The following is a 23,399-nucleotide window of genomic DNA, read 5'->3' on the forward strand; positions in this document are numbered from 1 at the left end:
TGCGGGTAGGGGTCCCCGAAGATTAGCGGCCCCGACCGACAGTGAAGTCAGGAGTGGCCGAGCTCCTCGGAGGCCGATTCGTCGACCGAGCCCGCCTCGTCCTCGATCAGGTCGAAGCCCATGTCGTCGAGGATGGGCGAGGCCTGCTCCACCGGCGGCGGCATGACCGCGGCCTCGGAGTGGGCGCCGCAGCCGTGGTCGGCGGAGACCACCTTGCCGTCGTCCGGCGCGTACTCATTCGCGCACACCCCGAACTCCAGCCGCATCACACCCGCGAGCGGCAAGAAGAAGCCACAGGTGGAGCACTGAGCGGGCGCGGCGTGTGCGATCGGCGTGTGCGGCCCGTGCTCGCCCGAGTGCCATCGTCTGGCGGCCCGGTCCCTGCCGGCGGCCGAGAGCACACGGGCCCGGCCCAGGCCGTACTCGAAAATCATCTGGGTGTCGCCGTCGTCGCTGGTCTCGGCGAAACCGGGCTCAAGGCGGTCGTCGTCGTCGGCCGTGGGCAGCAGGTCGCCCACGCCGAGGTCGCCGGGGCGCAGCCGCTCGCTCCACGGCAGCCACTCGGGCGCGAGCAGCGCGCCCGAGCCGGGCAGCAGCACGGCCTCGCTGACCGTCACGATCTTCGCGCGCGAGGCGCGGGTGACGGTCACGGCCCAGCGCCAGCCCCGGTACGCCCGGTCCTGGCAGGCGAAGTAGTGGGTGACGACCCGGTCGCCCTCGCTCTCGACGCCCAGGTGATCGCCGGGTTCGCCGGGCCAGGCGAGCTCGAGCGCGGCGGCGCGGGCCAGATCGACCGCGGCGACGCAGGCCTGGTCGGGCGGGGCCACGCGTGTCCTGGTGCGGGTCATCGGACCGCCTCCGCCGAAAGGTGCTGTTCGCTCACACTTCATTCTCACCCATGGGCGGACCTGACAGCGCCCTCACAGAGAATCCGGGTCCGAGAGCGCCCGCAAATCGGGTAAGACTGGTAGACGTGGCGGAAGGCTGGAACAAGGCGCGAGAGATCTCGCGGCGTGTCGGGAAGGGCGCGGCCCAGGCGGGCCGTGCTTCCTGGCGCGCGGGCCGGGCCACCGCCACGGGTACCAAGCGGGCCGGGGTCGCCACCGCGCGGGGCGCGCACAAGATGGGGCAGGCCACGCGCCGCCTCACCCATGCCAACGGCGCCGGGCGTACCGGCCTGGGGCGGCTGATCGAGCTGTCGATCGGCAACAGCGCGGCCGACGCGTTCGTGACGGTGGCGCTGGCCAGCACGGTCTTCTTCGGCGTCCCGGTCGGCGAGGCGCGCGGCTCCGTGGCGCTCTACCTCGTGATCACCATGATTCCGTTCGCGCTGGTGGCGCCCTTCGTCGGGCCGATCCTGGACAAGTTCCGCTCGGGCCGGCGCTATGTGATAGCCGGGACGCTGTTCGGCCGCGGGCTGCTGTGTTTCGCGATGGCGGCGGCGGTGGGGCCGGGCGACCTGCCGACGTTGTTCGCGGGCGCGCTGGGTGTGCTGGTGTTGTCGAAGGCGTTCACGGTCTCGCGGGCGGCGATCATGCCGAGCGTGCTGCCCGCCGACATCACGCTCGTCTCCGCCAACGCGCGCGTGGCGTTGTTCTCGCTGGTGACGGCGGGCATCGCCGTACCCATTGGTGCGGGTCTGACGGCGTGGCTGGGCAGCGCGGTGATGCTGCGCGTCGCGATGGTGGCCTTCCTCCTGGTCGGCGTCTTCGCGGTACGGCTGCCGCGCCACGTCGACTCCCCCGACCTGGAGGAGGAGGCCCCGGAGGAGGGCGGCAGAGCCGAGCGCTGGCGCAGCCTGCTCAACGTGGGCCCGGCGGTGACCGAGGCGATGCTGGCCAACGTGGGCGTCCGCCTGTTCTCCGGATTCCTGCTGTTCTTCATGTTGTTCCTGGTCCAGGACCTGGGCGCGCCGTGGCTGCAGGTGAAGGACACCTTCTTCGACGTGCCCAAGACGATCGGCGTGCTCGCGCTGGCCGCCGGGCTGGGCGGCCTGGTCGGCGCCGCCGTGGCCAACTGGGCGCGTAACCACTCGCCGCAGCTCATCGTGCTGCTCACGCTGGGGCTGACGGTCGCGATGACCGTGGCCACCGCGATCTTCTTCAACCTGTGGACGGCCATCGCCGTCGCGCTCATCACCGCTTTCGCGCAGGAGCTCGGCAAGCTGGCGCTCGACGCGATCGTGCAGCGCGAGATCGGCGAGGAGGTGCGCTCGTCCACCTTCGGCGTGGTCGAGGCGCTGCTGCAGATGGCCTGGGTGTTCGGCGGGCTGGTCGGCCTGCTGCTCTCCCTGACCGAGAACGGCCCGCCCGGCTTCATCACGCTGTCGGTGGTGCTGTTCGCCTGGCTGGTCTGGCTGCTGATCCGGCGCAGGCGGCGGATCAAGGCGGTCAACGCCCAGATCCATGAGGAACGGCAGCCGCCGACGGCGCCGGTCCAGCGGGAGCCGGAGCAGGCGTGGGCGCACGAGGAGCCGCCCACGCCGGACGAGCAGCCCGGTCCCGGTCAGCTCGACCGGACCAAGCCGCTCACCAACCCCTACGGCTAGGCGTCCACGTCGTCGGCGACCGCCCGGAGCACGGCCGCGATCTTCTTGGAGTGGGCCGCGTCGGGGTGCTTGCCCCGCTGGTAGGACGTGGACAGGTCGTCGAGCAGTTTGATCAGGTCTTCGACGATGACGACCAGCTCGTCGGGCTTCTTCCGCTTGCCCTTGGGTTTGACCTTGGCGAGCGTCGGCGGCTGATCGAGGATGCGCACCGACAGCGCCTGCTGGCCGCGCCGGCCCTCCGCCACGCCGAACTCGACCTTCTGGCCGGGCTTCAGCGGGGCAGAACCAGTGGGAAGCGCGGAGGAATGAACGAATACCTCACCGCCGTCGTCGCGGGTGAGGAAGCCGAAACCCTTGTCGGCGTCGTACCACTTGACCTTGCCACTCGGCACAGGAGGGACCTCGTTCGGAACGTTGGAAAAAAGGATGGATGTAGGTTATGCCCCGGAGAGCCCGGTAGCGACCGGGTATTTGGCCCCGAATTACACCTGACGCCAATCGCCAAACCATGTCGCGAATTCCGTCAGGTCGCCCAGTGCCACATCCGCTCCGTGATCACGCAGCTCGCCCACGGTGTATGGGCCGGTGGCGACCGTCACGCTGACGGCGCCGCCCGCTCTGGCGGCCTCGATGTCGGCCACGTGGTCGCCCACGTAGGCGGCGGCGCCGAACGAGGTGAGCGCCGCCCCCTTGGCCGCCCCGAACACCGATCCGGCCACCTCGTCGACCTTCAGCCCGAGCCAGCTCACGGTACGGCGGGCGTCGTGGACGTTCTTGCCGGTGACCACGATGACGCGCCCGCCCGCGGCCCTGACGGCCTCGACGGCCTCGTGCGCGCCGGCCATGGCGGTGGTGGCGGGGACGGCGAGGTCGGGGTAGATCTGGCGGAACAGCGTCACCGCCGCCGGGACCTGCTCCTCGGGCACCCAGTTGGCCATCTCCAGCTCCAGCGGCGGCCCGAGCCTGGCGATGATGGCCTGGCTGTCGATCTCCACGTCGAGCCGCCTGGCGAGCTCGTCATAGACGGCGGCAATGCCCGAACGGGTATCGGCAAGTGTCATATCCAGGTCGAAGCCCACATCGAGGCCAACAGAAGTGGTCACGCCAGCAGCATGCCAAAGGAAGCGTAACGAGGGTAATTGTGGGACCGTGGAGTGGGCAGAAAGGAATTACTTATCGAGGGAGTGCCCATGTCGGAGACCCCCAAGCCGCCGGAGCCGGGTGACAAGCTGGTGGCGGCCCCGCTGGAGCAGACCCGCCCCCACCGCCCCGCCAGACCCTCGGCCGCCAGGAAGCCCGGTGTGTGGCAGCGGACGGTGACGTTCGCCGTCTGGGCGATCAAGGTCGCCTCCCGCCTGGCCGCGCTCGTGGCCGTCCTTTACGCCGTGTTCACCGTCTTCCGGGCGAACCCGGCCAACACCTGGTACCAACTGGTCGAATCCCTCGCCTCCTGGCTCTCCCTGGGCCTGTCCAACCTCTTCCAGATGGCCGACGCCCGCTGGGAAACCCTGGTCAACTACGGTCTGGCCGCCGTGGTGTGGCTCATCCTCGGCTCCGTGGCCGCGGGCCTTGTCCGGCGCTTGGCTCCATGACGGCTACGCTCCTTGCGGAGGTAACGGGTAAGACATGACAAGATCGCCGAGCACCAGCACGCGTGAGCGGATCATCGACGAGTCCCTGCGGTTGTTCGCGCAGCGGGGCTACTCCGCCACGTCCGTTGCCGAGATCGAGGCCGCCTCCGGGCTCTCGCCGGGCGCCGGCGGCCTCTACCGGCACTTCAAGTCGAAGTACGAGGTGCTGGCCGCGGCGATCAACGAGCACGCCAACCGCACCAAGGCCCAGGTGGCCGAGAGCCTGGCCGAACTCGGCGGCATGGAGTCGGCCGAGCTGGAGCTGCGGCTGTCGCACGTGTGCCGCGCCGGCCTGGCCAAGGTACGCGAGGAGAGCGAGCTGACCAGGGTCTTCTTCCGCGACCTCAGCCAGTTCCCCGAGCTGGTCACGGTGGTCAGGGAGGGCCTGCTGCAGCCCATGTTCGACGCGATCACCACCTGGTTCACCACCCAGCCCGAGTACGCCGACGCCAAGGTCGACTGGCCGGCGATCGCCGCGGTGCTCGGCGGCGCCGTGGTGCACTACCGGCTCTTCCAGGAGACTGTGGGCGAGACGCCGGGGCACGCGGAGAAGGAGCAGTTCGTGGCGGCGTGGGTACGCCTGGCCGTGGGCCTCCTGCCCAGCCCCGCGCCGGTCAGCTGACGTTGAAGAGGCGGTAGGCCAGCAGGACCACCCCGAGCCCCGTGCCGATCATGAACATGATCCCGCTGACGTTGAAGAACTCGGTGAAGAACCGCTCGAACCCGGCCGTCGCCGACACCCGCAGCCCGCCGATGAGCACCCCGCCGACCGAGTAGCCGAGGATGGGCGCGCTGGTCCCGAGCAGCCGGTCGCGCCACGTCCAGTCGTCGCTGAGCAGCACGATCACGGTGCCGATCGCCCAGATGATGACCGGGACCGTGAAGATGGCCACCGACGGCAGGTTGAACGGCACCAGCAGCGCCGCCACCAGCAGCAGCGCCATCGCCAGCGTCTCGCGCGGGTGCTCCTTGACGATGGTGCCCGCGTCGCGGCCCTCGGTGGTCATCGGGTTGGCGCCGGACATCACCGCCCTGCGCAGCCCCGCCAGCGGCATGCCGCGCCCCGGCCGCCGGGAAAGCCGGTCCTGGGCGAGCTTGATGCTCTTGGCGGCGCCGGGAGGCAGTCCGGGGTCGTCGCGGATCTTCGGGAACGCGGAGGTGGGCTCGGGCTCCCGCTCCCCGGCTTGCTGCCCCTCGGCCAGCCTGCGGGCCTCGCGGGCCACGAGCGCCTGCGGGTCGCCGAAGCGGGCCAGCACCTTCGCCACCTCACGGGCGCTCTGGCTGCCCTGGCGCTCCTGCTCGATCCTCGCGCGCAGCCGCCGGGAGAAGTCGAGCCGCTGATCCGCTCTGAGCACGCCGTGAGCGGCGTCGGCAGCCGCACTCACGTAGTTAAGAATCAGCTGATCTGCCCGCTCTGTCACGGGAGCCATGCTGCCCGAATCACGTGCGACATACCATGGCATCGATGGAGTTCACGGAGTGGATCAGGGGGCGCACCGACGAACAGCTGAGGGCGCTCGTCTCAGCGCGCCCCGAGCTGATCACCCCGGTGCCCGCCCATTTGGAAGGCCTCGCCTCACGGGCGGGCAGTCCTTCGGCGATCGGCAGGGTTCTCGACCGGCTCGACCGGTTCACGCTGGCCGTCGTCGAGACGCTGGCCGTTCAGGAGAAGCCGATCTCGAAGGCGCGCCTGCGCGCCGTGATCGGCCGCGCGCTGGCGGAGGGCAAGCCCGAGCCCGAGCTTTCCGCCGCGCTGGAACGGCTGCGCGAGCTCGCGCTCGTCTACGGCCCGGACGGCGCGCTCGACCTGGCGCCCGGCGTGCGCAAGGTACTCGACGACCCCGCGGGTCTCGGGCCACCGGCGGCCGAGGCGTTCCGTCACCATCCGCCCGAGCAACTGGCGGACATGGCCGACGAGATCGCCCCCGGCTCCGCGGGCACCGGCAAGGAACGCCTGGCCGCCGCCCTCGCCGAGCCCGGCAAGCTGATCGAGGACGTCTCCGGCGAGGCGCGGGCGGCGCTTGAGCAACTGGCCTGGGGCCCGCCCACCGGCCGGGTGCCCAACGCCCGGCGCGAGGTACGCGTCGAGTCGGCCCGCTCGCCCATCGAGCAGCTGCTGGCCCGCGCCCTGCTGGCCGCCACCGGCGAGGAGAGCGTGACGCTCCCCCGGGAGGTCGGCCTGTACCTGCGTGACGGGCGTGTCCACCGCGACCTTCTGGCCACCGCGCCCGCGCTTGAGGGCTCCGAGCGCGACCAGAAGATGGCCGACCGGACCGCCGCCGGGCAGGCGTTCGCTTTCGTGCGCTCGGTGGAGGAGCTGTGCGAGCGCTGGAGTGTCGACCCGCCGGGCGTGCTGCGCACCGGCGGGCTGGGCGTGCGCGACCTCAAGCGCGCCGCCACCGACCTCGACCTGCCCGAGTGGGCGGCGGCGCTGGTCGTCGAGGTGACCCACGCGGCCGGGCTGATCGCCGCGGGCGGCGCCGTGGACGGCGAGTGGCTGCCCACGACCGGCTACGACCTGTGGCGGGTCAAGCCGACCGCCGCCCGCTGGGTGGTGCTGGCCACGACGTGGCTGCAGATGGACCGCGTTCCGGGCCTCGTGGGCGAGCGCGACGAGCGTGACAGGCCGCTCAACGCCCTGCACACCGACCTGCGCCGCTCGGCCGCGCCCGGCGTGCGGACCGCGACCTTGGGCGTCCTGGCGGCCGCCTCGGGGCTCGCGCCGACGCGCGAGTCCATCGCGGAACGGCTGGCGTGGGAGCAGCCGAGACGCCGGGGCGCGCTGCGCGAGCAGCTCATGGAGTTCGCGCTGCGCGAGGCCGAGCAGGTGGGCGTCACCGGGCTCGGCGTGCTGTCCGGGCACGCCAGGGCGCTACGCGACGGCCTCGACGCCGCCGCCGTCCTGGAGCCGCTGCTGCCGGAGCCGGTCGACCACGTACTGCTGCAGGCCGACCTGACCGCCGTCGCGCCGGGCCCGCTGACCAGCGAGCTCAACCGCTGGATGACGCTGACCGCCGACATCGAGTCCAAGGGCGGCGCGACCGTCTACCGGTTCGGCGAGTCCTCCGTCCGCCGCGCGCTCGACGCCGGCCACGGCGCCGAAGAACTGCTCGCCATGCTGGCCCGCCACTCGGCCACGCCGGTGCCGCAGGCCTTGTCCTACCTGGTCGCCGACGTCGCCCGGCGCCACGGCCGCATGCGCGTCGGCACCGCCGGCGCGTACATCCGCTGCGACGACCCGGCGCTGCTCGACCAGATCACCGCCGACCGCCGCGCCGCCCAGCTCAGGCTGCGCAGGCTGGCGCCCACCGTGATCGCCTCCCGCTCGTCGCGGGCGGCGCTGGTCGACTCGCTGCGCGCCATGGGGTACGCCCCGGTCGCCGAGTCGCTGGACGGCGACGTCATCATCAGCCAGCTCGACAGCCGGCGTACCGAGGGCATCGCGCCGGTCCGCTCGGTGGCCTCGGCGACGGGGCTGGACTCCGGGGTGGCGGCGGCGGCCGTACGCGCGCTGCGGGCCGGCGACGCCGCCCACCTGGCCCGCCGCGAGCCCGTGGAGGCGCCCGACGGCCAGGTGCCGCGCGGCCCGGCCACCGCGACGATCTCCGCGCTGCAGGAGGCCATCCGCCAGGGTGTACGCGTGTGGATCGGCTACCTCGACTCCCAGGGCAACGCCACCTCCCGCATCCTGGAGCCGGCCAGGATGGAGGGCGGCTACCTGACCGCCTACGACGAGACCCGCGCCGCCGTCCACCGCTTCGCCCTCCACCGCATCACCGGAGTCGCCGGCCTGCAATGAAGACTTGACTACCGGGCGTTGACCGCATCAGCTTGATCCTGTGACCGAGCAAACGCTGGGCAGGCTGGCAGAGGAGTCGTGGGAGCGCTTCGGCGACTACGACTCGGTGTTCTACGACGGTGCGTGGCACCGCCGTCACACGCTCGCCGAGCGGGCCAGGCGGGTCTGCGGCGGGTTCGTGGCCGCGGGGGTACGGCCCGGCGACCGCGTGGCCGTGATGATGGCGACCAGTCCCGACGTCGCCATCGTCTACCAGGCGTTATGGGCGGCCGGTGCGGTGGTGACGCCGATCGTGTTCCTGGTGGGGCCAGAGGAGTTGCGCCACATCCTGGCCGACAGCGGGGCCGTGGCGGTGGTGACGTCGCCGGAGCTGGTGGAGACCGTGCGGCTGGCCGTACCGGATGAGGTGCGGGTTTTTCTGGACACGGGGGAGCTTGAACAGGCCGCCGAGCACGGGCCCGTCACCGTGGACCCCGGGGATCTCGCGGCGCTGATGTACACCGGCGGCACCACCGGGCGGGCCAAGGGCGTCAAGCTCAGCCATCGCGGCCTGTGGCAGGTCGCCAAGGACGCCTTCGCCATGTCCCACCAGGAGGGGCTCAACCGCGCGATCGTGCCCGTCCCGCTCTCCCACGCCTACGGCCTGATCATCACCGTCGCCGAGATGCACGCCGAGGAGCCGCAGCAGGCCGTGCTGATGCGCTGGTTCGAGCCCAAGCCGTTCCTGGCCCTGGCCGCCGAGCAGCGCGCCCAGTTCGGCACCGTCGTGCCCTCGATGATCCAGATGCTGCTTGCCGAACCGCTCGAGGAGCACCCGCTGCCCGACCTGGCCTTCCTCACCTGCGGCGCGGCGCCGCTCGGGCGCGAGACGCTGATCGAGTTCGAGCGCCGGATGCCGGGCACGCAGATTCTGGAGGGCTACGGCATGACCGAGACGAGCGCGGTCACCACCTTCAACCCGCCGGGCCGGCGCCGGATCGGCAGCGTGGGCCTGCCGCTGCCCGGCTACACGCTCACCATCCGCGACAACTCCGGCGAATCCGTCGAGACCGGCGACATCGGCGAGATCTGCATCCGCGGCACGTCGCTGATGCTCGGCTACTGGGGCGGCCTCAGCTCCCCGATCGTGGACGGCGAGCTGCGTACCGGCGACATCGGCTGCCTCGACGACGACGGCTACCTCTACGTCGTGGACCGCAAGAAGGACCTCATCATCCGCGGCGGCTTCAACGTCTTCCCCCGCGACGTCGAGGACGCGCTCAACCGGCACCCGGACGTGGTCATGTCCGGGGTGGTCGGCCGCCCCGATCCGCGCCACGGCGAGGAGGTCGTCGCGTTCGTCCAGCTCCGTCCCGGCGCCGAGATCGCGGAAGAGGAGCTCATCGCGTGGGTACGCGACCGGGTCGGCCGGGTGAAGTACCCCCGCGAGGTGCACTTCGTCGACGCGATCCCGGTCACCAGCGTGCTCAAGATCGACCGGAAGGAGCTGCGGGCCAGGCTCTAGTCGTCCACGTCGAGGGCGCCGGGGAACAGGTTCTCCAGCCCTTTCCGCGCGTCGAGCACCTTCCCGTCGGCGTCGTAGGCCGTGACGTCCACCTTGGGGAGCGTCTCGCTTCGCTCCGTGACCCGCGCCCTGGCGATGAAGAAGCCGCCGGTGAGGCTCGCCTCCATCCGCTGCCCGCTCGCCCAGACGATCTCGACCCGGCGCACCCGCTCGTCCGCCCTCCCCGCCACCACCATGAACAACGGGTCGCCGTCCGTGCCCGGATTCACCTCCGACTGCATCTGCGTGCCGTAAACGTCCACCGCGAGCGGCCCGTCGAAGGCCAGGCTCCCCGGCTCCTCGCGCCCCCAGTAGGTGAAGATCGGCCGCTCGGGGTAGCTGACGTCGAGCACGCCCGGCGTGCACAGCACCAGCCCCTTCCTGCTGCCCATCAACTGGGTCACGCCCAGCTTGTCGCGCGACTCGGCCAGCAGCCTGAAGTCCTCGGCGACTCCGTGGTGCGGAACGCGCCGCTCGCCGTCCATGCCGTGCACGGGCCCGCCCTGGGGCATGCAGTCGCGCACCTGCCGGAACTGCTCGGGCGTGTTGGCCGGCAGCCCCTCGATCGGCGGCGCCGTGGGCAGGGGCGGCGTGGGCGGCAGGGTCAGCCCGGTGAAGGTCGGGTCGACCTCGGCGGCCGTCCGGCCGCCCGGGTCGGGGAGGTTCGTCACCGCCACCACGCCGAAGGCGAGCGCCGCCGCCGTCCCTGCCACCCCCACCGCCCATCCGGTACGGCGCCGCCGCCCCGCCGAGCGCAGCACCAGCGCCGCCACCATCTCCCCGTCCACCGGCTCCGCCCGCCCGGCCATGCGGCGCAGGCCCTCGCCGATCGCGCGTTCGTCCACTGCCATGGTTCAGGCCTCCTGGTTGACACGGTCGCCGACGAGGGCCCGCAGGCGCTTGACGGCCTGGTGGGACTGGCTGCGCACGGTGCCAACCGAGCAGCCCATGATCCGTGCGACCTCCGACTCGGGCAGGTCCTCGAAGTAGCGCAGAACCAGGACCACGCGCTTGCGCGGCGGCAGTTGCCGTAAGGCGTGCTCCAGCGCGAGCCGTTCGTCCACCTCGGCGGTGGCGTCGCCGCTCGCGCGTTCGGGCGGCTTCTCGACCACGCGCTCGCGTCCCCAGCGCGCGCTGCGCCACAGGCTCGCCTGTTCCCGGTACATCACCCGGCGGACGTACGCCTCCGGGTCGCCGCGGATGCCGCGCCAGCGCCCGGCCGTCTTGATCAGCGCCGTCTGCAGGAGGTCCTCGGCGGAGTGCTGGTCGCCGGTGAGCACGTACGCCAGCCTGATCAGGCTGTCGGAGCGTGCTGCGACGAACTGGGTGAAGCCTCGGCGGTCATCCGGATGCACCTGCCCTCCTCATGTCTCGCCTCTCTAGATGCGTCCAAGAGACCAGATCTATGGCGACATCGTGATAAATCTGGAGTGCTATGAGCGATCCCTATCAGCCGTACGGCGCGCCATACGGTGACCAGCCACCTCCCGGCTACGGGTACGGACCCGGTTACCCGCCGCCGCCCCATCAGCCGCGCAACGACGGCCTGCGTACCAACGCCATCGTCGCGCTCGTCCTCAACCTCATCTCGATCGTCGCCTGCTGCAACTTCGTGGCCATCGCCGGCGCGATCATGGCCGGCCTGGGCCTGAGCAAGGTGGACACCGAGCCGGAGAACGCCCGGAGCAAGCTGGTCTGGGCGTGGGTCCTGTTCGGCGCGGGATTCCTGGTGACGATCGGCGGCTTCCTGTTCCTGGGCTTCGCCGGATACCTGGACGACGTCGACTGATTCCCAGTTCGGGGACTGTTCCGCCGCTTCTTTGTGTTGGATAGGCGGTAGCCATCGAAGGGGGACCAGTGAACGACGGCCCGCTCATCGTCCAATCCGACAAAACGCTGCTGCTCGAGGTCGACCACGCCAACTCGGACGCGTGTCGCAAGGCGATCGCGCCGTTCGCCGAGCTGGAGCGCGCGCCCGAGCACGTGCACACCTACCGCGTCACGCCGCTGGCGCTGTGGAACGCGCGGGCCGCCGGTCACGACGCCGAGCAGGTCATCGACGCGCTCATCAGCCACAGCCGCTACCCGGTCCCCCACGCGCTGCTGGTCGACATCGCCGAGACCATGGCACGCTACGGCCGGCTCCGGCTGGAGAAGGACCCGGTCAACGGCCTGGTCCTGACCTCGACCGACCGGGCCGTGCTCGAAGAGGTGCTGCGCTCGAAGAAGATCCAGCCGATGCTGGGCGAGCGCATGGGCGCCGACTCGGTCGTGGTGCACCCGAGCGACCGCGGCAACGTGAAGCAGGCGCTGCTCAAGCTGGGCTGGCCGGCCGAGGACCTCGCGGGCTACGTCGACGGCGAGGCGCACCCGATCTCGCTGCTGGAGGACGGCTGGTCGCTGCGCACCTACCAGAAGGACGCGGCCGAGGCCTTCTGGCACGGCGGCTCCGGAGTGGTGGTGCTGCCCTGCGGCGCCGGCAAGACGATCGTCGGGGCGGCCGCGATGGCCCAGGCCCAGGCGACCACGCTGATCCTGGTCACCAACACGGTCAGCGCCCACCAGTGGAAGACCGAGCTGATCAAGCGCACGTCGCTGACCGAGAACGAGATCGGCGAGTACTCCGGCACCAAGAAGGAGATCCGCCCCGTCACCATCGCCACCTACCAGGTGATGACGACCAAGCGGAAGGGCGTCTACGCCCACCTGGAGCTGTTCGACGCGCGCGACTGGGGCCTGATCGTCTACGACGAGGTGCACCTGCTGCCCGCGCCCATCTTCCGCATGACCGCCGACCTGCAGGCCCGCCGCCGCGTGGGGCTGACCGCGACGCTGGTGCGCGAGGACGGCCGCGAGGGCGACGTGTTCTCCCTCATCGGGCCCAAGCGTTATGACGCGCCCTGGAAGGAGATGGAGAACCAGGGCTGGATCGCGCCCGCCGACTGCGTCGAGGTCCGGGTCACGCTGTCGGACGAGGAACGGCTGGCGTACGCGATGGCCGAGTCCGATGAGAAGTACCGCTTCGCCGCCACCACGCCCTCCAAGACGACCGTCACCGAGGCGCTGGTCAGGAAACATCTGGGCGAGCAGGTGCTGGTCATCGGCCAGTACATCGACCAGCTCGACGAGCTGGGCGAGCACCTCAACGCGCCGGTCATCAAGGGTGAGACCCGGGTGAAGGAGCGCGAGCGCCTCTACCAGGCCTTCCGCGACAAGGAGATCCAGGTTCTCGTGGTCTCCAAGGTGGCCAACTTCTCCATCGACCTGCCGGAGGCAGCGATCGCCATCCAGGTGTCGGGCACGTTCGGCTCGCGGCAGGAGGAGGCGCAGCGGCTCGGCCGCGTGCTGCGGCCCAAGGCCGACGGGGGCGGCGCCCGCTTCTACACCGTGGTCAGCCGGGACACCGTCGACCAGGAGTTCGCGGCGCACCGTCAGCGGTTCCTGGCCGAGCAGGGCTACGCGTACCAGATCATCGACGCCGACGACGTCCTGGAGGTATGAAGGCCCGGCCGCTCCGGCGGCCGGGCCTTGCCCAGAACCTCAGGTCCACGAAACTCCGCGGGCCGTCGACAATCGAACCACCCCCCTCACCTGCGCGCTGTCGCCTACTTCACGCCAGCTGCGACATACCCGATGATCCCCCCATTCCCACCTGAAATGCCCGATTTTTTGGCGATTTAGTTAGCCAACGAGAAGGCCGCCCAGGAAGAGCACACCCTCGGCGACCACCCATGCGGCCACGGCCGAGCCCATGTACAGGTTGAAGGTGCGCTGGTCCTTCCTGGCGGCGGGCAGGATCCAGGCGGCGGCCGTACAGACCGCCGCGAGCATCGCGAACAGCCCGGACAACCCCGCGACGGCGTCCAGCCGCTGGCCGCACTGCGTGGCGTCGCCGTTCGCGCAGAAGGCCGCGGTTCCCCAGCCCGCGAAGACCGACAGGCCCCACAGCGCGGCGAGCAGGAAGCTCGCGATGGTGGGGACGATCGGGGAGACGCCGAACCGCACACGTGCCACGGTCTCCCCCTACCCCGCGTAAATGCTTTGGATGCCTCCCGCTTCCCCGATTAGACTGGCCGATTCGCTACCGGTTACCACTCCGACAGGGGGCGCTTTCGCATGCCCGCACACCAGCTGGCACCCGACATATCCGACGATCCAGCGGACGTGCTGTCCGCCGAGCAGTCCCACCTGGCCGAATCCCGCAAGGCCCTGCAGGCGATGCGCGAGCACGCGCAGTCGCTGTCGGCGGAAGCGGCCGGCGACTGGGTCTCGCAGCAGGTCCTCCAGTCGCTGCTCGACCAGCGCGTCGCGGCCCTCGCCGACCATCCCGACACGCCGTTGTTCTTCGGCCGCCTCGACCGAAGCGCGGGCGACGATCTGCCCGGCACCATCTACGTCGGCCGCAGGCATGTCCACGACGGCGCCAGCCGCGCGCTGGTGATCGACTGGCGCGCTCCGGTCTCGCGCCCGTTCTACCAGGCCAGCCCCACAGACCCCATGGACGTCGTACGGCGCCGCCGCTTCGGCTACCACGGCGGCGCGCTGACCGCCTACGAGGACGAGCCGCTCGACCAGGGCGGCAGCCTGGGCCCCTCGAAGATCCTCACCGACGAGATCGAGCGCCCGCGCACCGGCCCGATGCGCGACATCGTCGCCACCATCCAGCCGGACCAGGACGAGATCGTCCGCGCCGCGCTGACCCAGACCGTGTGCGTGCAGGGGGCGCCCGGCACCGGGAAGACCGCCGTGGGCCTGCACCGCGCCGCCTACCTGCTGTTCACCCATCGCGAGCGGCTGGCCCGCTCCGGCGTCATGATCGTCGGGCCGAACCGCGCGTTCCTGTCCTACATCTCCTCCGTCCTTCCCGCCCTCGGCGAGGTCAAGGTCGACCAGACCACCGTCGCCGACCTGCTGGGCGCCTACGACACCCCGGAGGAGCCGGAGGTCGCCGCGATCAAGGGCGACGCCCGGATGGCCGCGGTGCTGGAGCGGGCGCTCTGGCTGCACATCAGCAAGCCGGAGGAGGGCCTCGTCTACACCCGCGGGGTGCACCGCTTCCGCGTGGCCGACTACGAGGTGCGCGAGATCGTCGCCTCCCTGCGCGGCACCACCCGCTACGGCCCCGGCCGGGCGGCGCTCGCGCAGCGCCTGGCCCACCAGGTGCTCGTCCGCATGGAGCAGCGCGGCGACTCCCCCGACGACCGGGTGCAGGACGCGGTCGCGCGGTCCAAGCCGGTCAAGCAGCTCGTGGACGCGGTCTGGCCCAAGGTGACGCCCGCCCAGGTACTGTTCCGGCTGCTGTCGGACGCCGAGTTCCTGGCCAAGGCATGCGCCAAATCCGAAATTTCGCCGGACGAGCAGGAAATGCTGCTTTGGCGGAAGCCGTACCGTGGATGGAAGTCCGCGAAGTGGTCGGCGGCCGACGCCGCGCTCCTCGACGAGCTCGGCGACCTCATCGAACGCACCTCCTCGCTCGGCCACCTCGTCGTGGACGAGGCGCAGGACCTGTCGGAGATGCAGCTGCGCGCCCTCGGCCGCCGCTGCCGCAACGGCTCCGCCACCGTCCTGGGCGACCTCGCGCAGGGCACCACGCCCTGGTCCACCACCTCGTGGGAAGCCGTCCTTCAGCACCTCGGCCAGGACTCCGGCGAGGTCACCGAGCTGACCCTCGGCTTCCGCGTGCCGCGCGAGGTGCTCGACTACGCCGCCCGCCTCCTGCCGTCCGTCGCCCCCGGTCTTGCCCCGCCGCGCTCGCTGCGCCCCGGGCTCGGCTCCCTGTCGGTCCAGCCGGGCGCCGCCCTCGCCGAGACGGTCGGCGCGACCCTGTCCAGGGAGGGCTCGATCGGCGTGATCGTGCCGGACGCGCTGGTGGAGCGGGTCTCCGGTTCGCTGGACGGCATCGCCCACGCCGTACTCGACCCCGACGCCGCCGACCAGGAACACCGGCTGCTCGTCATCCCCGCGACCCTGGCCAAGGGCCTGGAGTACGACCACGTGATCGTGGTCGAGCCGGCGGACATCGTCGCCGCCGAGCCCAGGGGCCTGGCCCGCCTGTACGTCGTGCTCACCCGCGCGGTCACCTCGCTGACCGTCCTGCACGACAAGCCGCTCCCCGCCGCTCTGGCGATCTAGCCCCACCGCCGCCCAGAGATCCAGCCCGCCGCTCAGGCGATCTGGTCGTCGCCCAGGGCCTTGGCGACCTCAGCCGCGGCCCGGTGGCCCGACTCGACGGCACCATCCATGTAGCCCGCCCAGCGGACGGCGGTCTCGGTCCCCGCCCAGTGCAGCGGCCCCACGGGCGTGCGCAGGGCGGGGCCGAACCTGGTCAGCGTCCCGGGCGCGGCGAAGGCGCCGTAACACCCCCGGCTCCACTCCTCCGCGGCCCAGTCGAGCTCGATGTAGTCGATCGCGTAACGGGCCACGGGGCCGAAGTAGACGGTCAGGTCGTCCACGGCCCGGCCGCGCCGCTCGGCGACGCTCAGGCGGGCCACCGCGTCGGCGTGCGCGCCTTCGAAGAAGCCCGTGAGCACCCCGGGGCCGCCTTCCCCCTGCGGGGTGCTGTCCAGGACGGTGCCCAGCGCGCGGACGTCACTGTTGGCCTCCCCGGAGTAGCCGTCCTCGCGCCAGAACGGGGCCCCGTAGACCAGATGCACCTTGATGACCCGGCCCATCGGCATCCGCTGGGTGAGCTGGTCACGGTCGCCGGGCAGCCCGGGGCTGTACCTGATCCGGCCGGCCAGCGGCGGCGGCACCGCGACGATCGCGCGCCTGGCGCGGGTCTCGGTGCCCGGGGTGCGGAGCACGACCTGGTCGTCGTCCCAGGTGATGTCGGTGACGGGTGCCGCCTGCCGTACCCGGTCGCCGAGTTCGGCGGCGACGGCGAGCGCGACGCGCTGCGAGCCGCCCGCGACGCGGTCCTGCTGCGCCCCGCCCCTGACCTCGGTCAGCGCGTCGAAGCCGCCGCCCGAGCCGAAGTAGTACAGCGCCCACAGGGCCGAGATCTCCTCCGGCTCGGCCGAGAAGATCGCCTCGGTCACCAGCCTGACCATCGCCCGGCCGCTCTTGGTGCGGGTGCGGGCGCGCATCCAGGCCGCGAACGTCTGCGCGTCGAGCTCGCGGGCGCCGGGCGCCGTCCAGGGCGCCTCCAGCGGGATACGGCGGGCCGCCCGGTCCAGCGCGAGCTGCGCCCGCCCGAGGTCGGCCAGCGCCAGCGTCCCGATCCGCGGAACGCGCCCCGTGTACTCCATCCGCCGCCCCACCAGCTCGGCCACCCGCCTGCCCTGGTGATGGGTGGGGAACGTGGTCAGCCCGAGCTCGCCGATGAGCGCGAGCACCCGATCCTGGCCTGGCCCGACCCACTGCCCGCCGAGCTCGATCGCCGCGCCGCCCGGCAGTTCGCCGTTGAGGGTACGCCCGCCGACCCGCTCCCGCGCTTCCAGCACCACCACGTCGTGCCCGGCGCGCACCAGATCCCGCGCGGCCACCAGCCCCGCCAGCCCCGCGCCGACGACAGCCACATCCACGCTGTATCTGACATTCATGTTGTATGTGATATCCATGACGCATGGCATCCGTCAAGACCCGGCGCGAACTCTACGCGGAGACCACCCGCCAGGCGCTCATCGACGTCGGTCGCCGCGTCTTCGCCGAACGCGGCTACACCGCCGTCTCGGCAGAGGAGCTGGTACGCCAGGCGGGCCTGACCCGCGGCGCCCTGTACCACCACTTCGACGGCAAGCAGGGCCTGTTCGAGGCCGTCTTCGAAGAGCTGGAGGACTCCGCCGCCCGCGCGGTCACCACGGCGATGACCGCCGCCGCCGGCGACCCCGCCACCCGCGCGCGGGCCGGGCTGGACGCCTACCTGGACGCCTGCGGGCAGCCCGAGTTCCGGGAGATCGTGCTGAAGCAGGGCCCGATCGCCCTGGGCCACGAACGCTGGCAGGAACTCGACGTACGCCACTTCGGCGGCCTGCTCCGCGACGCGCTGACCACGCTGATGGACGAGGGCTACCTCACCCGCCGCCCCGTGGAGATGCTCGGCCGCGCCCTGTTCGGCGCCATCACCGAGCTGGCTCTGGCCATCGCGGAGGCCGACGACCCCGCCGCCGCCCGCGCCGAGGCGGACGCCATCGCGGCCACCCTGCTGTCGGGCCTGCGCGCCTGATACCTTCCAGAACCATGGCCGAATTCGGGGTAAAAGTAAGAAACGGCGCTCAATCCGACATCAAGGCCGTCCTGGACTTCTGGGCAGAGGCCGCTGAAGGCACCGACCGCCACGACGACCCCGCCAAGGTCGAAGTCCTGGTCGCCCGCGACCCCGAGTCTCTGCTGCTGGCCGAGCTGGACGGCACGCTGGTCGGCACCCTCATCGCCGGATGGGACGGCTGGCGGGCCCATCTGTACCGGCTGGCCGTGCACCCGTCGTACCGCCGCAAGGGCATCGGCACCACGCTGCTCGCCGCCGCCGAGACCCGCTTCGCCGCCTTCGGCGCCTTCCGCGCCGACGCCATGGTCCTGCACGACAACACCCTCGCCCACCACGCCTGGTCGGCCGCCGGCTACACCCGCCAGCCCGAATGGGGTCGCTGGATCAAACACCTGTGAGCGCGGTGGTGAGCTTGCGCATCGCCGACGCCGCGGACTCGCTCGCCGTCGGCCCGAGCGCGGTCAGGCTGGAGATCAGCGCGGCGATCTCCCGCAGGTCGAAGGCGATGGGCGGGATGTCGGCACGCCGCACGATGACGGCCCCTCCGCCGCGGCCCGGTGCGACGTCCACCGGTACCCCGGACAGGCGCAGCCGCTCGATGTCGCGGGCGATGGTGCGCTCCGATACGCCGAAGTCGTGGGCGAGCGTTCCCAGGGTGACCCGGTCCGCGCCGGCGTGGAGCCGTTCGATGAGGTGTTGCTGGCGCTCGACGCGGCGTACTGTCAGATGGTTGTCACGTGAGGCCGCGGACGTCATGGAGAAGAGCGTAACCACGACACGGGCTTGTCTGGGTTGGTGATTAGCGTGAAGCCCATGACCGACAACGACCTCGTGCTCGACTTCTTCCACCGATACTCCCGCGCGTTGCTCGCCAGGGACGAGAAGGCCGTGGCCGGCATGTACGCGGTGCCCGCCCTGATCCTGTTCCCTGGACAGTCCGTCGCCGTGTCGGACGCCAAGCAGACCGAGGAGTTCTTCGCCGGAGCCTGGAGCCAGTACGACGGCGTCGAGGACACCACCACGGACATCACGGTGGTCGCCGAGACCGCCCACAGCATCTGGGCGGACGTCACCTGGCACCACGGCAACGGAGCCAGGGAGCGGCTGATGTACCAGCTCATCGACGCCGGGTCCCGATGGAAGATCGCCACGCTGACGCCCCTCGGCCCGTGACCCCGCCCGATTCGTCAGTCCCGGCGCGCACCCTCTGGCCAGATCACCTGAACCGGCACCCCGCGCCGCCTCGCCTCCGCCACCACGTCGGCCGTGCCGCCGTAACCCCGGGCCGGCAGGCCGTCCCAGACGGCGAGAAGCACGTCGGCGCCGTCGAGCATGCGGATGCTCGCCACCATGTGCGACTCGGACGTGGGCTCGGCGAAGTCCAGCCGATGGACCGTGACCGCCCGGCCCAGCAACTCGTCATAGGCCGCACGGACCTCGCCGGGCAGGCTGTCGCGGTACCGGGCCGCCGGGACCACCGCCTCCAGACTGCCCCCGAGATCCAGCACCGCGCGGGCGAAGATCTGATCCGCCCCGTCGGCCAGGCAGGACAGCCCGACGACCCGGGGCGAGTGCCCGGCCAGCGTCCCGCGCAGAGCGTCGTCGACGAGGGACGCCGTGCCGGCTGGCAGGCCGCGATGCCCGGAGACAGCGATACGGATCATCATCACCTCCAGTTGTAGCTCCTCGTACGGCAATTGCCGTGGGTGTACGCGAAAAGGGCGCCCCCGAACCGGGAGACGCCCTCTTTGCGAAATGGCTGGACTTAGAAGTCCATGTCGCCGCCGGGCATGCCACCAGCCGGGGCAGCCGGGGTCTTCTCCGGCTTCTCGGCGATGACGGCCTCGGTGGTCAGGAACAGCGCCGCGATGGAGGCGGCGTTCTGCAGCGCCGAGCGGGTGACCTTGGCCGGGTCGAGGATGCCCGCGTCGAACATGTTGACGTACTCGCCGGTCGCCGCGTTCAGGCCCTCACCCGGGGTGAGGTTGCGCACGCGCTCGACCACGACGCCGCCCTCGAGACCGGCGTTGACCGCGATCTGCTTCAGCGGCTCCTCCAGCGCCTTCTTCACGATCGCCGCGCCGGTCGCCTCATCGCCCGACAGCTCCAGCTTGTCGAACGCCTTGGTACCGGCCTGCAGCAGCGCCACACCACCGCCGGGCACGATGCCCTCCTCGACGGCCGCCTTCGCGTTACGCACGGCGTCCTCGATCCGGTGCTTGCGCTCCTTCAGCTCGACCTCGGTCGCCGCACCGGCCTTGATGACCGCCACGCCACCGGCCAGCTTGGCCAGCCGCTCCTGCAGCTTCTCCCGGTCGTAGTCGGAATCGGTACGGTCGATCTCCGCCCGAATCTCGTTGACCCGCCCGGCGATCTGGTCGGCGTCACCGGCGCCGTCCACGATCGTGGTCTCGTCCTTGGTCACCACGACCTTACGGGCGCGGCCCAGCAGGTCGAGGGTGGCGGACTCGAGCTTCAGGCCGACCTCCTCGGCGATGACCTGGCCACCGGTCAGGGTGGCGATGTCACCGAGCATGGCCTTGCGCCGGTCACCGAAGCCCGGAGCCTTGACGGCGACGGACTTGAACAGGCCGCGGATCTTGTTGACGACGAGCGTGGCCAGGGCCTCGCCCTCGATGTCCTCAGCGATGATCAGCAGCGGCTTGCCGGCCTGCACGACCTTGTCGAGCAGGGGCAGCAGGTCCTTGTTGGCGGAGACCTTGCTGTTGACGATGAGGATGTACGGGTCCTCGAGGACGGCCTCCATGCGGTCGGGGTCCGTCACGAAGTACATCGACGTCATGCCCTTGTCGAAGCGCATGCCCTCGGTGAGCTCAAGCTCCAGGCCGAAGGTGTTGCTCTCCTCGACCGTGATGACACCTTCCTTGCCGACCTTGTCCATCGCCTCAGCGATGAGCGCGCCGATCTCGGTGTCCGCGGCCGAAATGGAAGCCGTCGAAGCGATCTGCTCCTTCGTCTCCACATCCTTGGCCAGCTTGGACAGCTCCTCGCTGACCCGCTCGACCGCCGCCTCGATACCCTTCTTCAACGCCATCGGGTTCGCACCCGCGGCCACGTTACGCAGACCCTCACGCACCAGCGCCTGGGCGAGCACGGTGGCCGTCGTGGTGCCGTCACCCGCGACGTCATCCGTCTTCTTGGCGACTTCCTTGACCAGCTCAGCGCCGATCTTCTCCCACGGATCCTCGAGCTCGATCTCCTTGGCGATGGAGACACCGTCGTTCGTGATCGTGGGAGCGCCCCACTTCTTCTCCAGCACGACATTGCGCCCCTTGGGACCAAGGGTCACCTTCACGGCGTCAGCGAGCTGGTTCATGCCGCGCTCGAGACCGCGCCGGGCGTCCTCGTCAAACGCGATCATCTTGGCTGCCATAAGGCTGGACCTCCCAGATGCAGGGTGGCTTCTCAAGGATCGAGCCGACGCCCGCGACGGCAGCGTGCCCGGCCCGGGGGCCGAACACTTGGGCCCGCATCTCCGTTCGGCAGGCCCCGATCGTCTCGATCCAGGTGTTGGCACTCACGTGGAGAGAGTGCCAACGAACTGTTTAGCACTCTACCCGGTCGAGTGCAAGCGAGAGCCACCTCGTCGCAGGTCAGGCCCGATCCCCTCGCGAGATCGGGCCTGTCCTGGTGAGACGAAAGGTGTTGGCAGAACCGCACGGACTGCGCTGCCGTGCGGGCTGCCTCGGTGCGTGGTTCAAACGGTGCGGACAGATTCCGCCTGCGGCCCCTTCTGGCCTTGTGTGATCTCGAACTCGACCCGCTGGCCTTGTTCGAGTGATCTGTAGCCGTCCATCATGATCGCTGAGTAATGGACGAATACATCCTTACCACCGTCTACCGCGATGAAACCGTAGCCCTTGTCCGCGTTGAACCACTTGACGGTGCCCTGCGCCACTTCCGACTCCTCTTACTGGGCTCTGGATCCCGCCCATTCCTCCGCGAGATCCGCGTTCGCCGCTTTTACCGAAAAACTGGCGGCGATCGCCCTCGACCATACCTGTGGCATGCCGTTGGGCAACAGAGTCAATCTGAAAACTGCCTATTTCATCCTTCGAAGAGTTGAATTTTCCAGAAATGGGAAGGGCACCTCCGAAGAGGTGCCCCAGTGCTAAGAGTGTGCGAAGCGTTAGCCTCCGGCTACCGCGGGGATGATGGAGATCTCGCTCCCCTCGGGGGCCGCGGTGTCGAGCCCGTCGGCGAATCGGACGTCCTCTTGCCCCACGTAAACGTTGACAAAACGCCGAATCTTGCCCGATTCATCGAGAATTCGGGCACCGATCCCCGGGTAGTCACTGTCCAGCTTCTGAAGGACCTCGCGCAGCGTCGCACCCTCGCCACTGACCTCCGCGTTACCACCCGTGTAGGTGCGCAGAATGGTGGGAATCCGTACAGAAACGCTCATGCCTTAAACTTCCTTTCAGATGGCGCGGAACGCGTCGAGAGAGGGCCGGATGACAGCGGTGGGTTCGGCGATCGACGACACCGCGTCAAGGGTCTTGAGGCCGTCGCCGGTGTTCAGCACGACCGTTTCCGCCTCGGGATCCAGCGCGCCGTTTTCCACCAGCTTCTTGAGCACGCCCACGGTGACGCCGCCCGCGGTCTCGGCGAAGATGCCCTCCGTGGAGGCCAGGAGCTTGATGGCCGCGACGATCTCGGCGTCGGTGACGTCTTCCACCGCCCCTCCCGTACGGCGGGCGATGTCGAGCACGTACGGCCCGTCAGCCGGGTTCCCGATGGCCAGCGACTTGGCGATGGTGTCCGGCTTGACCGGCTGGACCACGTCGTGCCCGGCCTTGTACGCCGCCGACACCGGCGAGCACCCGAGCGCCTGGGCCCCGAACACCTTGTAGGGCGTGTCCTCGACCAGCCCGAGCGCCACGAGTTCCTTGAAGCCCTTGTCGATCTTCGTGAGCTGGGAGCCGGAGGCGATCGGGATGACGATCTGCTCGGGCAGCCTCCACCCGAGCTGCTCGGCGATCTCGTAGGCCAGCGTCTTGGACCCCTCGGCGTAGTACGGCCGCAGGTTCACGTTGACGAAGCCCCACTTGTCGCCAAGCGGGTCGCCGATGAGCTCGGAGCAGAAGCGGTTGACCTCGTCGTAGGTGCCCTCGATGCCGATCAGCCTGCCGCCGAACACCCGGGCCATGGCGATCTTGGCCTGCTCCAGGTCGGCGGGGATGAAGACGCACGCGTCGAGCCCGGCCCTGGCGGCGGCCGCGGTGACCGCGCCGGCCAGGTTGCCGGTGGAGGAGCAGGACAGGGTGTGGAAGCCGAAGTTGCGGGCCGCCTCGACGGCGATGGCCACCACACGGTCCTTGAAGGAGTGGGTGGGATTGCCGGAGTCGTCCTTGATGTGCAGCGACTTGATGCCGAGCGTGCGGCCGAGGTTGCCGGCCTTGACCAGCTTGGTCCAGCCGGGGTTCATGTTCTGCTTGGCCGCCACGTCCACGGGGACCGGCAGGAGCGCCTGGTAACGCCAGATGTTGGTCGGACCGGACTCGATCTGCGAGCGGGTCACCGTACCGAAGTCATAGGCCACTTCGAGTGGCCCGAAACACTCCAGACACGCGAAACTGGGGCCGAGGTCATAGCGGGTGCCGCACTCGCGGCAGGAGAGAGCTACAGCAGGACCGAAGTCGAGCGACATG

The 23,399-nt window shown here is 70.5% G+C and carries 25 protein-coding genes; 11 read left to right on the plus strand and 14 right to left on the minus strand.

The window, feature by feature from the left end; genetic code table 11:
• Positions 1 to 47: 47 nt before the first annotated feature.
• Positions 48 to 848, minus strand: a complete 801-nt coding sequence (locus tag ACFWYW_RS18175) for a DUF3027 domain-containing protein (RefSeq protein ID WP_379626989.1) — start codon at positions 846 to 848, stop codon at positions 48 to 50.
• A 125-nt stretch (positions 849 to 973) separates the two neighbouring features.
• Between ACFWYW_RS18175 and ACFWYW_RS18180 the strand changes: the two genes are divergently transcribed.
• Complete coding sequence (locus tag ACFWYW_RS18180; protein ID WP_379626991.1) at positions 974 to 2,548, plus strand: MFS transporter; 1,575 nt, start codon at positions 974 to 976, stop codon at positions 2,546 to 2,548.
• Here the strand turns inward: ACFWYW_RS18180 and ACFWYW_RS18185 are convergent.
• Together ACFWYW_RS18185 and ACFWYW_RS18190 are read right to left on the minus strand one after the other, a co-directional pair.
• The gene (locus ACFWYW_RS18185) at positions 2,545 to 2,940 is read right to left on the minus strand and encodes a cold-shock protein (protein ID WP_379626993.1); all 396 of its coding nucleotides are present in this window, start codon (positions 2,938 to 2,940) and stop codon (positions 2,545 to 2,547) included. The genes ACFWYW_RS18180 and ACFWYW_RS18185 overlap by 4 nt on opposite strands.
• A gap of 90 nt (positions 2,941 to 3,030) precedes the next feature.
• Entirely contained in the window at positions 3,031 to 3,651 is a 621-nt protein-coding gene (locus tag ACFWYW_RS18190; RefSeq protein ID WP_379626995.1) for an HAD family hydrolase, read from the minus strand.
• An 87-nt stretch (positions 3,652 to 3,738) separates the two neighbouring features.
• Here ACFWYW_RS18190 and ACFWYW_RS18195 point away from each other — a divergent pair, with 87 nt between their 5' ends.
• Positions 3,739 to 4,140 (plus strand): hypothetical protein, encoded by a 402-nt coding sequence (locus ACFWYW_RS18195; protein ID WP_379626997.1) that lies wholly within the window; start codon positions 3,739 to 3,741, stop codon positions 4,138 to 4,140.
• A 34-nt stretch (positions 4,141 to 4,174) separates the two neighbouring features.
• Positions 4,175 to 4,801 carry a TetR/AcrR family transcriptional regulator gene (locus tag ACFWYW_RS18200; RefSeq protein WP_379626999.1) on the plus strand — a complete coding sequence of 209 codons (627 nt, stop codon included), beginning with the start codon at positions 4,175 to 4,177 and terminating at the stop codon, positions 4,799 to 4,801.
• Here the strand turns inward: ACFWYW_RS18200 and ACFWYW_RS18205 are convergent.
• Positions 4,794 to 5,564: a hypothetical protein gene (locus ACFWYW_RS18205; RefSeq protein WP_379627001.1), complete on the minus strand. Its 771-nt coding sequence runs from the start codon at positions 5,562 to 5,564 to the stop codon at positions 4,794 to 4,796. The two genes, ACFWYW_RS18200 and ACFWYW_RS18205, sit on opposite strands and share 8 nt — an antisense overlap.
• A gap of 80 nt (positions 5,565 to 5,644) precedes the next feature.
• Here ACFWYW_RS18205 and ACFWYW_RS18210 point away from each other — a divergent pair, with 80 nt between their 5' ends.
• Both ACFWYW_RS18210 and ACFWYW_RS18215 read left to right on the plus strand, forming a co-directional pair.
• Positions 5,645 to 7,978: a helicase-associated domain-containing protein gene (locus ACFWYW_RS18210; protein WP_379627003.1), complete on the plus strand. Its 2,334-nt coding sequence runs from the start codon at positions 5,645 to 5,647 to the stop codon at positions 7,976 to 7,978.
• Positions 7,979 to 8,018: 40 nt separating this feature from the next.
• The gene (locus ACFWYW_RS18215; RefSeq protein ID WP_379627005.1) at positions 8,019 to 9,482 is read left to right on the plus strand and encodes a class I adenylate-forming enzyme family protein; all 1,464 of its coding nucleotides are present in this window, start codon (positions 8,019 to 8,021) and stop codon (positions 9,480 to 9,482) included.
• Here ACFWYW_RS18215 and ACFWYW_RS18220 read toward each other — a convergent pair.
• Positions 9,479 to 10,372, minus strand: a complete 894-nt coding sequence (locus ACFWYW_RS18220) for a hypothetical protein (protein ID WP_379627007.1) — start codon at positions 10,370 to 10,372, stop codon at positions 9,479 to 9,481. The genes ACFWYW_RS18215 and ACFWYW_RS18220 overlap by 4 nt on opposite strands.
• A gap of 3 nt (positions 10,373 to 10,375) precedes the next feature.
• On the minus strand, positions 10,376 to 10,876 hold the full coding sequence (locus ACFWYW_RS18225) for a SigE family RNA polymerase sigma factor (protein WP_379627009.1): 501 nt from the start codon (positions 10,874 to 10,876) through the stop codon (positions 10,376 to 10,378).
• Between the two features lie 80 nt (positions 10,877 to 10,956).
• On the opposite strand from ACFWYW_RS18225, the gene ACFWYW_RS18230 reads away from it, so the two are divergent.
• Entirely contained in the window at positions 10,957 to 11,310 is a 354-nt protein-coding gene (locus tag ACFWYW_RS18230; protein WP_379627011.1) for a hypothetical protein, read from the plus strand.
• 68 nt (positions 11,311 to 11,378) lie between these two features.
• The gene (locus tag ACFWYW_RS18235; protein WP_379627013.1) at positions 11,379 to 13,022 is read left to right on the plus strand and encodes a DNA repair helicase XPB; all 1,644 of its coding nucleotides are present in this window, start codon (positions 11,379 to 11,381) and stop codon (positions 13,020 to 13,022) included.
• A gap of 180 nt (positions 13,023 to 13,202) precedes the next feature.
• Here ACFWYW_RS18235 and ACFWYW_RS18240 read toward each other — a convergent pair whose 3' ends face one another.
• Positions 13,203 to 13,535, minus strand: a complete 333-nt coding sequence (locus ACFWYW_RS18240) for a hypothetical protein (protein WP_379627015.1) — start codon at positions 13,533 to 13,535, stop codon at positions 13,203 to 13,205.
• A gap of 102 nt (positions 13,536 to 13,637) precedes the next feature.
• On the opposite strand from ACFWYW_RS18240, the gene ACFWYW_RS18245 reads away from it, so the two are divergent.
• Positions 13,638 to 15,653, plus strand: coding sequence for a HelD family protein (locus ACFWYW_RS18245; protein ID WP_379627017.1), 2,016 nt, complete (start codon positions 13,638 to 13,640; stop codon positions 15,651 to 15,653).
• Positions 15,654 to 15,685: 32 nt separating this feature from the next.
• On the opposite strand, the gene ACFWYW_RS18250 is transcribed toward ACFWYW_RS18245, so the two are convergent.
• Positions 15,686 to 17,062, minus strand: coding sequence for a flavin monoamine oxidase family protein (locus ACFWYW_RS18250; protein ID WP_379627019.1), 1,377 nt, complete (start codon positions 17,060 to 17,062; stop codon positions 15,686 to 15,688).
• 23 nt (positions 17,063 to 17,085) lie between these two features.
• On the opposite strand from ACFWYW_RS18250, the gene ACFWYW_RS18255 reads away from it, so the two are divergent.
• Positions 17,086 to 17,685 (plus strand): TetR/AcrR family transcriptional regulator, encoded by a 600-nt coding sequence (locus ACFWYW_RS18255; RefSeq protein WP_379627021.1) that lies wholly within the window; start codon positions 17,086 to 17,088, stop codon positions 17,683 to 17,685.
• A gap of 14 nt (positions 17,686 to 17,699) precedes the next feature.
• Positions 17,700 to 18,125 carry a GNAT family N-acetyltransferase gene (locus ACFWYW_RS18260; RefSeq protein WP_379627023.1) on the plus strand — a complete coding sequence of 142 codons (426 nt, stop codon included), beginning with the start codon at positions 17,700 to 17,702 and terminating at the stop codon, positions 18,123 to 18,125.
• Here ACFWYW_RS18260 and ACFWYW_RS18265 read toward each other — a convergent pair.
• A complete protein-coding gene (locus ACFWYW_RS18265; protein WP_379627025.1) occupies positions 18,112 to 18,483 on the minus strand; it encodes a helix-turn-helix transcriptional regulator in 372 nt (123 codons plus the stop codon). The genes ACFWYW_RS18260 and ACFWYW_RS18265 overlap by 14 nt on opposite strands.
• A gap of 57 nt (positions 18,484 to 18,540) precedes the next feature.
• On the opposite strand from ACFWYW_RS18265, the gene ACFWYW_RS18270 reads away from it, so the two are divergent.
• Entirely contained in the window at positions 18,541 to 18,900 is a 360-nt protein-coding gene (locus ACFWYW_RS18270) for a hypothetical protein (protein WP_379627027.1), read from the plus strand.
• 14 nt (positions 18,901 to 18,914) lie between these two features.
• On the opposite strand, the gene ACFWYW_RS18275 is transcribed toward ACFWYW_RS18270, so the two are convergent.
• The 5 genes from ACFWYW_RS18275 to thrC all read right to left on the minus strand — a co-directional run bounded on the left by ACFWYW_RS18275 (position 18,915) and on the right by thrC (position 23,398).
• Entirely contained in the window at positions 18,915 to 19,394 is a 480-nt protein-coding gene (locus tag ACFWYW_RS18275; RefSeq protein WP_379627029.1) for a hypothetical protein, read from the minus strand.
• Between the two features lie 98 nt (positions 19,395 to 19,492).
• Complete coding sequence (gene groL / locus ACFWYW_RS18280; protein ID WP_379641015.1) at positions 19,493 to 21,121, minus strand: chaperonin GroEL; 1,629 nt, start codon at positions 21,119 to 21,121, stop codon at positions 19,493 to 19,495.
• Positions 21,122 to 21,445: 324 nt separating this feature from the next.
• Positions 21,446 to 21,646 carry a cold-shock protein gene (locus ACFWYW_RS18285; protein WP_106250594.1) on the minus strand — a complete coding sequence of 67 codons (201 nt, stop codon included), beginning with the start codon at positions 21,644 to 21,646 and terminating at the stop codon, positions 21,446 to 21,448.
• Between the two features lie 231 nt (positions 21,647 to 21,877).
• Positions 21,878 to 22,153, minus strand: coding sequence for a MoaD/ThiS family protein (locus tag ACFWYW_RS18290; RefSeq protein WP_379626076.1), 276 nt, complete (start codon positions 22,151 to 22,153; stop codon positions 21,878 to 21,880).
• Between the two features lie 15 nt (positions 22,154 to 22,168).
• On the minus strand, positions 22,169 to 23,398 hold the full coding sequence (gene thrC, locus ACFWYW_RS18295; RefSeq protein ID WP_379626078.1) for a threonine synthase: 1,230 nt from the start codon (positions 23,396 to 23,398) through the stop codon (positions 22,169 to 22,171).
• Position 23,399 lies beyond the last annotated feature (1 nt).

Source organism: Nonomuraea sp. NPDC059023, from assembly GCF_042740095.1.
GTDB lineage: Bacteria > Actinomycetota > Actinomycetes > Streptosporangiales > Streptosporangiaceae > Nonomuraea.